At 45.5% G+C, this 13,243-nt stretch carries 9 protein-coding genes and 3 tRNA genes; all 12 read left to right on the top strand.

Going from position 1 to position 13,243, the window contains the following annotated elements:
* Positions 1 to 80: 80 nt before the first annotated feature.
* The 12 genes from C5S62_RS01985 to rpoC all read left to right on the top strand — a co-directional run bounded on the left by C5S62_RS01985 (position 81) and on the right by rpoC (position 12,753).
* Positions 81 to 153 (top strand) — tRNA-Gly (locus C5S62_RS01985).
* Positions 154 to 161: 8 nt separating this feature from the next.
* Positions 162 to 233: transfer RNA gene (locus C5S62_RS01980), tRNA-Thr, on the top strand.
* A 56-nt stretch (positions 234 to 289) separates the two neighbouring features.
* Positions 290 to 1,471 (top strand): elongation factor Tu, encoded by a 1,182-nt coding sequence (gene tuf / locus C5S62_RS01975; RefSeq protein WP_104403842.1) that lies wholly within the window; start codon positions 290 to 292, stop codon positions 1,469 to 1,471.
* 49 nt (positions 1,472 to 1,520) lie between these two features.
* Positions 1,521 to 1,593 (top strand) — tRNA-Trp (locus tag C5S62_RS01970).
* A 15-nt stretch (positions 1,594 to 1,608) separates the two neighbouring features.
* Entirely contained in the window at positions 1,609 to 1,803 is a 195-nt protein-coding gene (secE, locus tag C5S62_RS01965; protein ID WP_104403841.1) for a preprotein translocase subunit SecE, read from the top strand.
* Between the two features lie 12 nt (positions 1,804 to 1,815).
* Positions 1,816 to 2,358 (top strand): transcription termination/antitermination protein NusG, encoded by a 543-nt coding sequence (gene nusG / locus C5S62_RS01960; RefSeq protein WP_104403840.1) that lies wholly within the window; start codon positions 1,816 to 1,818, stop codon positions 2,356 to 2,358.
* A 58-nt stretch (positions 2,359 to 2,416) separates the two neighbouring features.
* Positions 2,417 to 2,857: a 50S ribosomal protein L11 gene (gene rplK / locus C5S62_RS01955; RefSeq protein ID WP_104403839.1), complete on the top strand. Its 441-nt coding sequence runs from the start codon at positions 2,417 to 2,419 to the stop codon at positions 2,855 to 2,857.
* A gap of 21 nt (positions 2,858 to 2,878) precedes the next feature.
* Positions 2,879 to 3,577, top strand: a complete 699-nt coding sequence (gene rplA / locus C5S62_RS01950) for a 50S ribosomal protein L1 (RefSeq protein WP_104403838.1) — start codon at positions 2,879 to 2,881, stop codon at positions 3,575 to 3,577.
* A 13-nt stretch (positions 3,578 to 3,590) separates the two neighbouring features.
* Positions 3,591 to 4,109 carry a 50S ribosomal protein L10 gene (rplJ, locus tag C5S62_RS01945; RefSeq protein ID WP_104403837.1) on the top strand — a complete coding sequence of 173 codons (519 nt, stop codon included), beginning with the start codon at positions 3,591 to 3,593 and terminating at the stop codon, positions 4,107 to 4,109.
* 52 nt (positions 4,110 to 4,161) lie between these two features.
* A complete protein-coding gene (rplL, locus tag C5S62_RS01940; RefSeq protein WP_104403836.1) occupies positions 4,162 to 4,539 on the top strand; it encodes a 50S ribosomal protein L7/L12 in 378 nt (125 codons plus the stop codon).
* A gap of 99 nt (positions 4,540 to 4,638) precedes the next feature.
* On the top strand, positions 4,639 to 8,451 hold the full coding sequence (rpoB, locus tag C5S62_RS01935) for a DNA-directed RNA polymerase subunit beta (RefSeq protein ID WP_104403835.1): 3,813 nt from the start codon (positions 4,639 to 4,641) through the stop codon (positions 8,449 to 8,451).
* Between the two features lie 36 nt (positions 8,452 to 8,487).
* Positions 8,488 to 12,753 (top strand): DNA-directed RNA polymerase subunit beta', encoded by a 4,266-nt coding sequence (gene rpoC, locus C5S62_RS01930; protein WP_104403834.1) that lies wholly within the window; start codon positions 8,488 to 8,490, stop codon positions 12,751 to 12,753.
* Positions 12,754 to 13,243: the final 490 nt, after the last annotated feature.

The raw sequence follows: 13,243 nt of genomic DNA, 5'->3' as shown, positions 1-13,243 counted from the left end.
AGACTGTAAATCTGCTGGCTTACGCCTTCGGTGGTTCGAATCCATCTTTGCCCACCCTCTATAATGTTTTTAAGAGGTATGCGGAAATAGCTCAGTTGATAGAGCACTAGCCTTCCAAGCTGGGGGTCGCGGGTTTGAGCCCCGTTTTCCGCTCAATGTTTGCTGTTATAGCTCAGCGGTAGAGCACTTCCTTGGTAAGGAAGAGGTCGTGAGTTCAAGTCTCACTAACAGCTCTGTTTTGTGAAGAACAAAAAACGAGATAATTCATTCATAATTTAATAATAAAGCTATGGCTAAAGAAAAATTTGAACGTACCAAACCGCACGTAAATATCGGTACTATTGGTCACGTTGACCACGGTAAGACGACCTTGACCGCAGCTATTACTACAGTTTTGGCTAAGGCTGGTTTTTCTGAATTGCGTTCTTTCGACTCTATCGATAACGCTCCTGAAGAAAAAGAACGTGGTATTACTATCAACACTTCTCACGTAGAGTATCAGACGGAATCTCGTCACTATGCTCACGTGGACTGCCCGGGTCACGCCGACTACGTTAAGAACATGGTTACTGGTGCTGCTCAGATGGATGGTGCTATCATTGTGGTTGCAGCTACTGATGGTCCTATGCCTCAGACTCGTGAGCATATTTTGCTCGCTCGTCAGGTGAATGTGCCTCGCTTGGTTGTGTTCTTGAATAAGTGTGACATGGTTGAGGACGAGGAAATGCTCGAACTCGTAGAAATGGAAATGCACGAATTGCTCGAACAGTATGACTTTGAAGAAGATACTCCTATTATCCGTGGTTCTGCTCTTGGTGCACTCAATGGAGTTGCTCGCTGGGAGGAATCTGTAATGGAGTTGATGGGTGCTGTTGATTCTTGGATCCAGGAACCTGTTCGCGATAAAGATAAACCTTTCTTGATGCCTGTTGAGGACGTATTCTCTATCACCGGTCGTGGTACTGTTGCTACCGGTCGTGTGGAAACTGGTGTCGTTAAGGTTGGTGATGAAGTTCAGATTCTCGGTCTTGGTGAAGATAAGAAATCAGTTGTTACTGGTGTGGAAATGTTCCGTAAACTTCTTGACGAAGGTGAAGCTGGTGATAACGTAGGTCTCCTTCTCCGTGGTATCGATAAGAATGAAATCAAGCGTGGTATGGTTATCACTCACCCGGGTGTAATTAAACCTCACCAGAAATTTAAAGCTTCTATCTATGTCTTGAAGAAAGAGGAAGGTGGTCGTCATACTCCGTTCGGTAACAAGTATCGTCCTCAGTTCTATCTTCGTACAATGGACTGCACCGGTGAAATTCATCTTCCTGAAGGCACTGAAATGGTAATGCCTGGCGATAATGTTGAAATCACTGTGGAACTTATCTACGCTGTAGCTTTGAATGTAGGTCTTCGCTTTGCTATTCGCGAAGGTGGTCGTACGGTAGGTTCTGGTCAGATTACTGAAATCCTTGACTAATATCTATTAGTTATAATATAGATCCTTACTATAGGTGAGGATCTATCCTACGGGAATAGCTCAGTTGGTAGAGCACTGGTCTCCAAAACCAGGTGTCGGGAGTTCGAGCCTCTCTTCCCGTGCTAATTTAAAGAGTAATGTTTAAGAGTATTATCACATATTGTAAGGATTCTTATCAAGAACTAGCTCATAGAACCACGTGGCCTACACGAAAGGAGCTTACTCACAGCGCAATTGTCGTTCTCGTTGCTTCCATTGTCATTGCGTTGGTCGTGTTTGCCGAAGATAAGGTTTTTTATACACTCATGCAGGCTATTTATCCTAATAGCTAAATTCTGATTGAAATGGCTGAAGTAGAAATGCAATGGTATGTTCTGCGCGCAGTGAGCGGCAAGGAAGCCAAAGTTAAAGAGTACATTGATGCTGAAATAAAAAATGGTCGTCTTGGCGGCCATGTTGCGCAGGTGCTGATTCCTACAGAACGAGTAGTGCAGATCCGTAATGGAAAACGTGTCGTAAAAGAACGTAATTATTTACCGGGATATGTATTGGTTGAAGCTCGTTTGGTGGGAGAAATAGCGCATGAGCTCCGCAGTACGCCTCAAGTACTTGGATTTTTAGGTGGACTTGACGATCCAACTCCTCTTCGTGCAAGCGAAGTCAATAGAATATTAGGTAAGGTGGATGAAATGCAGGAAGAAGCTATAGATGCTGTAATTCCTTTCACTGAAGGTGAGTCAGTAAAAGTAACTGAAGGTCCTTTTAGCGGTTTCTCAGGTGTTATCGAAAAAGTTGACAATGAGAAGAAGAAAGTGACCGTGACCGTAAAAGTCTTTGGACGTAGTACAGGTCTTGATCTTGGTTTTATGCAGATAGCGAAAGAGTAACGGATAATGTTACGTACCGGACTCTTTCAATATAATTCAAAGTAAAATATAAATTACAATGGCTAAAGAAGTTGCTGGATTAATCAAATTACAGATTAAAGGTGGCGCTGCAAATCCTTCTCCTCCCGTAGGTCCTGCTTTGGGTTCTAAGGGTATTAATATAATGGATTTCTGCAAGCAGTTCAATGCCAGAACCCAGGAGAAGGCAGGAAAGGTACTGCCAGTTGTTATTACTTATTATAATGACAAGTCTTTCTCTTTTATAGTAAAGACTCCTCCTGTTGCCATCCAATTGCTTGAAGCAGCTAAAAAGAAGAGTGGTTCCGCTCAGCCTAACCGTAGCAAGATTGCCGAGATTACTTGGGATCAGGTAAAGGCTATCGCTGAAGATAAAATGCCTGACCTTAACTGTTTTACAGTAGAGGCAGCTATGAAACTTGTTGCAGGAACTGCTCGCAGTATGGGTATCACAATTAAGGGAGACTTCCCGGGTGAATAATTTAACTTCAATTTTTGAACAATGAGTAAACTGACAAAAAATCAGAAGTTGGTCGCTGACAAGATTGAAGCAGGGAAGGCTTATACCTTGAAAGAGGCATCTGCTTTGGTAAAGGAAATTACCACTACCAAGTTTGACGCTTCTCTTGATATCGACGTACGTTTGGGCGTTGATCCGCGTAAGGCTAATCAGATGGTACGTGGTGTGGTTTCACTACCCAATGGTACTGGTAAGGCTGTTCGCGTGCTTTGTCTCTGTACGCCAGATGCTGAAGCTGCTGCTAAAGAAGCGGGCGCTGACTATGTAGGTCTCGATGAGTATATCGAGAAAATTAAAGGTGGTTGGACTGATGTTGATGTGATTATCACAATGCCTGCCATCATGGGTAAAATTGGTGCGTTGGGTCGTGTACTCGGTCCTCGTGGATTGATGCCTAATCCTAAAAGTGGTACTGTAACCATGGACGTAGCTAAGGCTGTCCGTGAAGTTAAGCAGGGTAAAATAGATTTCAAAGTTGATAAAACTGGTATTGTACATGCTTCTATCGGTAAAGTTTCTTTTACTCCGGAACAGATACTTGGCAATGCTAAGGAATTTATTGCAACTATTATAAAGTTGAAGCCTGCTGCAGCTAAAGGTACTTATATAAAGAGTATTTATCTTTCCTCTACAATGAGCAAGGGTATTAAGGTTGACCCCAAATCTGTTGAAGAAATTTAATTGTATTTGAATCATGAGAAAGGAAGATAAAGCTATTATCATCGAACAACTCGGTGAAAAATTGAAAGAATATGCCCACTTCTATTTGGTTGATGTAACCGGAATGAATGCTGAGGCAACGAGCAGTTTGCGTAGAAAGTGTTTCGGTGCGGAAATAAAGATGGTTGTTGTTAAGAACACCCTTTTGCACAAAGCATTTGAAGCTGCTGAAATCGACTATTCTCCCCTGTATGGTAGCCTTAAAGGTACGACTGCAGTGTTTTTCTGCAATGTAGCCAATGCTCCTGCAAAACTTTTGAAAGAAGAAGGCAAGAGTGGTATTCCAGCCTTGAAAGCTGCTTATGCAGAAGAAGGTTTCTATGTAGGTGCAGATAATTTGGATACATTATGTGCAATAAAGAGCAAGACCGAACTTATTGCAGAGGTCGTATCTCTGTTGCAATCTCCTGCAAAGAATGTTATTTCTGCATTGCAGTCGGGTGGCCAAACTATTCACGGTGTGCTTAAAACATTAGGTGAGCGTCCTGAATAATCGAATTTCTGAAAAAATAAATTGAAAAAATAAACAAAATAATTTTAAGAAAATGGCAGATATTAAAGCTATTGCTGAAGAATTGGTAAATTTGACAGTAAAAGAAGTAAATGAGTTGGCAACTATCCTGAAGGATGAGTATGGTATTGAACCTGCTGCTGCAGCTGTTGCTGTTGCTGCTGGTCCTGCTGCAGGTGGTGCTGCCGCTGTTGAGGAAAAAACTGCTTTTGATGTAGTTCTTAAGAATGCAGGTGCAGCTAAACTTCAGGTTGTGAAGGCTGTTAAGGAAGCTTGCGGTCTTGGTTTGAAAGAAGCTAAGGATCTCGTAGACGGCGCTCCTAGCAAACTGAAAGAAGGTGTTGCTAAAGAAGAAGCTGAAGCACTGAAGAAAGCTCTTGAAGAAGCTGGTGCTGAAGTAGAAATCGCTTAATAGTAAAAATCCCTGTTAAGGGTTGGTTAAGAATCCTCTGGTAGAGGGTTCTTAACCTTTTTGTGTCTATAAAATAAGTATTACCATATAATACAACGAATGGCTTCCCGAGTAATCAATAAACGTGTAAACTTTGCATCAGTTAAAAATCCGATGCCTTATCCGGATTTTTTGGATGTACAGTTAAAGTCTTTCAAGGATTTCTTGCAGCTCGATACTCCTTCGGAATTGCGTAAGAATGACGGTCTGTATAAAGTTTTTGCTGAGAATTTTCCTATTGCTGACACTCGCAATAACTTTGTACTAGAATTTCTCGATTATTATATAGATCCTCCTCGTTACAGCATTGATGAATGTCTGGAGCGCGGCTTATCCTATAGTGTTCCTTTGAAGGCTAAGCTTAAGCTCTACTGTACGGATCCTGATCATGAGGATTTTGATACGGTGGTGCAGGATGTGTTCCTTGGTCCTATTCCTTATATGACCGAAAACGGAACTTTTATCATCAATGGTGCGGAGCGTGTTGTGGTTTCTCAGTTGCATCGTTCTCCTGGTGTATTTTTTGGTTCCAGTATTCATGCTAATGGAACCCAACTTTATTCGGCGCGTATCATTCCTTTTAAGGGATCATGGATTGAGTTTGCTACGGATATTAATAATGTCATGTATGCATATATCGATCGTAAGAAGAAATTGCCCGTAACCACCTTGCTTCGTGCTATAGGTTTTGAGAACGACAAGGACATCTTGCAGATTTTTGATCTTGCCGAAGAAGTAAAGGTAAGCAAAGCTACTTTGAAGAAAATGATCGGCCGTAAACTTGCCGCTCGTGTTCTGAAAAGTTGGGTAGAAGATTTTGTTGATGAAGATACGGGTGAAGTTGTATCTATAGAGCGTAATGAAGTTATTTTAGATCGCGAAACGATACTTGAGGCTGAACATCTTGAAGATATTATTGATAGTGGTGCCCAATCTATCCTTGTCCACCATAAAGAAGTAGCGTCTTCAGATTATTCTATCATTTTTAATACCCTTCAGAAAGATCCTTGTAACTCGGAGAAAGAGGCAGTACTTTTCATTTATCGCCAGTTGCGTAATGCAGATCCTGCTGATGATACCAGTGCTCGTGAAGTCATAAATAATTTGTTCTTTTCGGAGAAACGTTATGATTTGGGCGAGGTAGGTCGTTATCGGATAAACAAGAAACTTGGTCTTTCTACAGATATGGATGTACGAGTTCTTACTCGTGAAGATATTATTGAGATTATCAAATATCTTGTTGAACTAATAAACTCTAAGGCTACCGTTGATGATATTGACCATTTGAGTAACCGCAGGGTTCGTACTGTTGGTGAACAACTCTCCAATCAGTTTGCAATAGGTTTGGCTCGAATGAGCCGTACTATTCGTGAACGCATGAATGTGCGTGACAATGAGGTGTTTACTCCTACTGATTTGATTAATGCAAAGACGATTTCGAGCGTTATTAATTCTTTCTTTGGAACGAATGCCTTATCTCAGTTTATGGATCAGACCAACCCGTTGGCTGAAGTAACTCATAAGCGTCGTCTTTCTGCTCTTGGTCCTGGCGGTTTGTCTCGTGAGCGTGCAGGTTTCGAAGTTCGTGACGTACACTATACCCATTATGGACGTCTTTGTCCTATCGAGTCGCCTGAAGGCCCCAACATCGGTCTTATTTCTTCACTTTGTGTTTATGCAAAAATAAATGAGCTTGGTTTCATTGAGACGCCGTATCGCAAGGTTGAAGGTTCTATGGTAAATCTCGATAACGATAATGTTGTTTATCTTTCTGCAGAGGAAGAGGAGGGCAAGATTATCGGCCAAGGAAATGCGCCTTTGAATGATGATGGTTCCTTTATCCGTGATCGGGTAAAATGTCGCCAAGATGCCGATTATCCTGTTGTTCCTCCTGCACAAGTTGAGTTGATGGACGTTGCGCCTCAGCAAATCGCCTCAATAGCCGCTTCTCTTATTCCTTTCTTGGAACACGATGATGCTCACCGTGCTTTGATGGGATCTAACATGATGCGCCAGGCAGTTCCTCTTATCCGCAGCGAAGCTCCGATTGTCGGTACAGGTATCGAAAAACAAGTCTGCGAAGATTCTCGCACGATGATTATAGCAGAAGGTGAAGGTGTTATAGACTTTGTTGATGCAACGAAGATTGTAATAACCTATGACCGCACGGAAGATGAGGATTTTGTTAGCTTTGAATCGGCTACCAAAACTTATAATATTCCTAAGTTCCGCCGTACCAATCAGAATATGACAATAGACCTTCGTCCTATTTGCGACAAGGGTCAGCGTGTAAAGAAAGGTGATATTCTTACGGAGGGTTATGCAACCGAAAACGGTGAGTTGGCTTTAGGACGTAACCTGCTTGTGGCTTATATGCCATGGAAGGGTTATAACTATGAGGATGCCATTGTTCTGAACGAACGTATTGTCCGCGAAGATATTCTGACTTCTGTCCATGTGGATGAATTCTCTCTTGAAGTGCGTGAAACCAAACGTGGTTTAGAGGAATTGACCAATGACATACCCAATGTCAGTGAAGATGCCACCAAGGATTTGGATGATAATGGTATTATCCGTATTGGTGCCCGCGTCAATCCTGGTGACATCATGATTGGTAAGATCACTCCCAAAGGAGAGAGTGACCCCACTCCCGAAGAGAAGTTGCTTCGTGCCATTTTTGGAGATAAGGCAGGCGATGTGAAGGACGCTTCTTTGAAAGCCAATCCCTCACTTTCCGGTGTGGTTATCAACCGCCGCCTTTTTGCCAAAGCCATGAAAACCCGTACTTCCAAGGCTTCTGATAAGGTAAAGCTGCAGAAGTTGGACGATGATTTTGCAAAGGATGCCGCCGACCTCAAAGAAATAATGATTGAAAAACTTTGGACGTTGGTAAAAGATCAGGTGTCTCTTGGAGTAAGAGATAACATCGGCACAGAAGTTATAGCTAAAGGCAGTAAGTTTGCCAAGGGGCATTTGAGCGGTATGGATTTCTCTTCCGTACAACTTAGCGACTGGACTTCCGATGATCATACAAATGAACTCATTCGTCAGCTGGTCATTAATTATCTGAAGAAGTATAATGTCATGGATGCCGTTCTTAAGCGTCAGAAGTTTGCCATAACCATTGGTGACGAACTTCCTTCAGGCATCATCCAGATGGCTAAAGTGTATATTGCCAAGAAACGCAAGATCGGTGTCGGTGACAAGATGGCCGGTCGTCACGGAAACAAAGGTATCGTCTCCAAGATTGTCCGTCAGGAAGATATGCCGTTCCTCGAAGACGGAACACCGGTAGATATTGTACTCAATCCGTTAGGTGTGCCTTCCCGTATGAACCTCGGTCAGATCTTCGAAGCTGTTTTGGGAGCTGCGGGACGAAAATTAGGTGTTAAATTTGCCACACCGATTTTCGATGGCGCTAAACTTGAAGACCTTTGCGAATGGACAGACAAGGCCGGCCTTCCCCGTTACTGCTCTACTCAGCTGTATGATGGAGGCACCGGTGAGGCCTTTGACCAGAAAGCAACTGTAGGTGTCACTTATATGCTCAAGCTTGGCCACATGGTTGAGGACAAGATGCATGCCCGTTCCATTGGTCCGTACTCACTCATTACGCAACAGCCTCTTGGAGGTAAGGCACAGTTTGGTGGACAGCGTTTCGGAGAGATGGAAGTTTGGGCCATTGAGGCATTTGGAGCTTCTCATGTCCTTCAGGAAATCCTGACAATTAAGTCCGATGATGTCGTTGGCCGTTCCAAGGCTTATGAAGCCATCGTCAAGGGCGATCCCATGCCTACACCTGGCATCCCCGAGTCACTTAATGTATTGCTGCATGAATTGCGTGGTTTGGGCTTAAACATCTCTCTCGAATAAAATAGTAACTCTTTACAACTAATAGTTTAAAAAAACATGGCATTTAAAAGAGAAAACAAGATAAAGAGTAACTTTACGAAGATTACCATAGGCTTGGCCTCTCCTGAGGAAATTCAGGCAAATTCGTATGGTGAGGTCCTCAAACCGGAGACCATTAATTATCGTACGTATAAGCCTGAGCGTGATGGTCTCTTCTGCGAACGCATTTTTGGTCCTACCAAGGATTACGAGTGTCATTGTGGAAAATATAAGCGCATCCGTTATAAAGGTATTGTCTGCGACCGTTGCGGTGTTGAAGTTACCGAAAAGAAAGTGCGTCGTGAACGTGCAGGCCACATTCAGCTAGTTGTGCCCGTTGCGCATATATGGTATTTCCGTTCGCTGCCCAATAAGATGGGATATCTGCTCGGAATTCCGACCAAGAAACTTGATACTATTATTTATTATGAGCGTTATGTAGTTATTCAGCCCGGTGTGTTGGCAGACGAAGTTTCCGTTAACGACCTTCTGACCGAGGATGAATATTTCGATCTGCTCAAGAAACTCCCCAAAGACAACCAATATCTGGAAGACGGCGATCCGAATAAGTTTATCGCCAAGATGGGAGCGGAAGCCGTTTACGACCTTCTCACCCGCATTAATCTTGATGAGTTGTCATACGAACTCCGCGACCGTGCCAATTCCGACACCAGCGTTCAGCGCAAGAACGAAGCTCTCAAGCGTCTTCAGGTCGTAGAGGCATTCCGCACCAGCAAGGAGCGTAACCGTCCTGAATGGATGATTATGAAAATCATTCCGGTCACTCCTCCCGATCTGCGTCCTCTGGTGGCACTTGACGGTGGTCGTTTCGCTACCTCCGACCTTAATGATCTTTATCGTCGTGTGCTTATCCGTAACAACCGTCTCAAGCGTTTGCTCGAGATTAAGGCCCCTGACGTCATTCTGCGTAATGAGAAGCGTATGCTTCAGGAAGCCGTCGACAGCCTTTTCGATAACTCCCGCAAGAGCAGTGCTGTGAAGAGCGACAGCAACCGTCCTCTCAAGTCCCTTTCCGACTATCTCAAAGGTAAGCAAGGACGTTTCCGCCAGAATCTTCTCGGTAAGCGTGTCGATTATTCCGCACGTTCTGTAATCGTTGTTGGTCCGGAACTGAAAATGGGTGAGTGCGGTCTGCCCAAGCTTATGGCCGCCGAACTTTATAAGCCGTTTATTATTCGCAAACTCATCGAGCGCGGTATTGTCAAAACGGTTAAGAGTGCCAAGAAGATTGTAGACCGTCGTGAACCGGTCATCTGGGATATCCTTGAATATGTCATGAAAGGACATCCGGTGCTCCTCAACCGTGCACCGACCCTTCACCGACTGGGTATTCAGGCATTCCAGCCTAAAATGATTGAAGGAAAAGCCATCCAGCTCCATCCGCTGGCATGTACAGCCTTCAATGCCGACTTCGACGGCGACCAAATGGCTGTGCATCTTCCCTTAGGCAACGATGCCATTCTCGAAGCCCAGATGCTGATGCTTCAGAGCCACAACATCCTCAATCCGGCTAATGGTGCGCCTATCACCGTTCCTTCACAGGACATGGTGCTCGGTCTTTATTATATCACCAAGCTCCGTCCCGGAGCTCTCGGCGCCGGCCTCACATTCTATGGTCCGGAGGAAGCTATCGTAGCTTTCAACGAGAAACGCGTCGATGTTCACGCCCCGGTCAAGGTGCTTGTCGACGACGTTGATGAAAACGGCGTTCCGTTCCGCCAGCTGGTCGAAACCTCCGTCGGCCGCGTGATAGTCAATGAGATAATTCCTGTGGAATGCGGTTTTATCAATACCATAATTTCCAAGAAATCGCTCCGCGACATCATTACCAAAGTCATCAAGACGGTAGGTATGGCTCGTGCTTGCGAATTCCTCGATGGCATCAAGAATCTTGGCTATCGCAAAGCCTATGAAGGCGGTTTGTCGTTCAACCTTGACGACATCATCATCCCTCAGGAAAAAGTGGAAATCGTGAAGCGCGGTAATGATGAAATCGACCAGATCACGATGAACTATAATATGGGTTTCATCACCGACAACGAACGTTACAATCAGGTTATTGATACTTGGACCCATGTCAATACCGACCTTAAGAAGACCCTCATGAAGCAGATGACTGAAGCCGACCAAGGTTTCAACGCCGTGTTCATGATGCTTGATTCCGGTGCCCGTGGTTCTGCCGATCAGATTGCCCAGCTCGCCGGTATGCGTGGTCTTATGGCCAAGCCTCAGAAAGCTGGTGCCGAGGGTGCACAGATTATTGAAAACCCGATTCTTTCAAACTTTAAGGAAGGTATGTCCGTGCTGGAGTACTTCATCTCCACCCACGGTGCCCGTAAGGGTCTTGCTGATACCGCCCTTAAGACGGCCGACGCCGGTTATCTGACGCGCCGTTTGGTGGATGTCTCTCACGATGTCATCATTTCCGAGGAAGATTGCGGTACACTCCGCGGTCTTGTCTGCACCGCCCTTAAGGATGGCGATGAAGTCATTTCTTCTCTTAGCGAGCGCATTCTCGGACGTGTGTCTGTTCATGACATCATCCATCCCACTACCGGCCAGCTCATCATTGCAGCCGGTGAGGAAATCACCGAGCCTGTGGCCGCCGAAATTGAAGCCTCTCCTATTGAGAGTGTTGAAATTCGTTCCGTCCTCACTTGTGAGAGCAAGCATGGCGTCTGCATGAAGTGTTATGGCCGCAATCTGGCCACTAGCCGCATGGTTCAGAAGGGTGAGGCCGTCGGTGTTATTGCCGCACAGTCCATCGGTGAGCCGGGTACACAGTTGACACTTCGTACTTTCCATGCCGGTGGTATCGCCTCCAATGCGGCCGCCAATGCCACTATTGTGGCCAAGAGCGACTGCCGCGTGGAATTTGATGAACTCCGTACAGTTGACGTCACCAATGAGGACGGCAGCGCCGGCAAGGTAGTGGTAGGCCGTTTGGCCGAAGTCCGTTTTGTCGATGAAAACACCGGTATCGTGCTTTCTTCCCAGAATGTACCCTATGGTTCACAGCTTTTTGTCAGTGAAGGAGACAAGGTGGAAAAAGGTACCGTCATTGCCAAGTGGGACCCCTTCAACGCCGTAATTGTTACCGAGCAGGATGGTATCATCCAGTTCGAAGACGTCAAGGAAGGTGTGTCTTTCCGTGTTGAAGAAGACGAAGCCACCGGTTTGCGTGAGCGCATCGTCATCGAGTCCAGAGAGAAAGGACGTGTTCCTTCAGGTCATATCGTTGATGAGAATGGTGAGCTTATCCGCACTTATAACTTCCCCATCAACGGCCACATTGTTGTTGAGGACGGTCAGAAACTCAAGGCCGGTGACATCCTTATCAAGATTCCCCGCGCCGTAGGCAAAGCCGGTGACATCACCGGTGGTCTGCCTCGTGTGACCGAGCTCTTCGAAGCCCGTAATCCGAGTAATCCCGCCGTTGTCAGCGAAATCGACGGAGAAATCTCCATGGGTAATGTCAAGCGTGGCCACCGTGAGGTTGTTGTTACCTCCAAACTTGGTGAGGTCAAGAAATATCTCGTTTCTCTCTCCAAGCAGATTCTTGTACAGGAAAACGACTATGTGCGTGCCGGTACGCCTCTTTCCGATGGTTCCATTACGCCCAACGATATTCTGGCCATCAAGGGTCCCACGGCTGTTCAGGAATACATCGTCAATGAAATTCAGGACGTATACCGCCTCCAGGGTGTGAAGATCAACGACAAGCACTTTGAAGTTATCGTACGCCAGATGATGCGTAAGGTACAGATTGACCAGCCCGGCGATACCCGCTTCCTTGAGCAGCAGATTGTGGACAAACTCGACTTTGCAGAAGAGAACGACCGCATCTGGGGCAAGAAGGTCGTTATTGATGCCGGTGACAGCGAAACGATGAAGAAGGGTATGATTGTGACGGCACGCAAGCTCCGTGATGAGAATTCACAGCTCAAGCGCCGCGACCTCAAGATCGTTCAGGTGCGCGATGCCAAGGCCGCTACTTCCACCCAGATTCTTCAGGGTATTACCCGCGCTGCTCTGCAGACGAAGAGTTTCATGTCGGCCGCATCCTTCCAGGAAACGACCAAGGTGCTCAACGAAGCAGCCATCAGCGGTAAGACTGACTATCTTGAGGGTATGAAGGAGAACGTTATCTGCGGCCACCTCATTCCCGCCGGTACCGGTTTGCGCGAGTTCAGCCGTATCGTGGTAGGTGATGCCGATGAGTATGAGCGTCTGCAACTTCAGAAAGAATCCGAAAAAGCTTGAAGCCAACATTCCGGGAGAGCTGTAGTATGATAAAGGTCTGCGGCTCTTCCCTCCATACAGGCTTTGAATAAGCCACTGTGGAATTGTGAAATAAACAAAGCGTAGTGAATCTGCCGACAAGGCGTTTGCTACGCTTTGTTTTGTTATGTGTGTCATTATTGTCCAGGACACGGCTCTCAGACGTTGTATGGCAGGCGTACACATCCGTAAGTAGCTTGTTTTCATATATGGAAAGCGCCTGCGGATGTGACCGGCCCTGGAGAGGGGCGAGAGGATGCGTAGGATAGCGGAAAGCGGGATTTTCGAATGAAATACGATTTTAACACAATTTGCTTTCCTCCGGAATTTTTATTATCTTTGTAATAGCGGAGCGGGATTTTCCATCAGGAAGTCCCGCTTTTTCAGTGATTTCAAGGTCTGTTTCAACGAAATCCAGCCGTATTTTTTTCATTAATTCCCCGTATTGGAGTTTAAACGGGTCAAGCCGAAA

Origin of the sequence: Prevotella sp. MGM2 (assembly GCF_002933955.1) — a bacterium.
Classification (GTDB): Bacteria; Bacteroidota; Bacteroidia; order Bacteroidales; family Bacteroidaceae; genus Alloprevotella.
The sequence above is the reverse complement of the archived record's forward strand: the minus strand, read 5'-3'. Positions and strand labels throughout refer to the sequence as shown.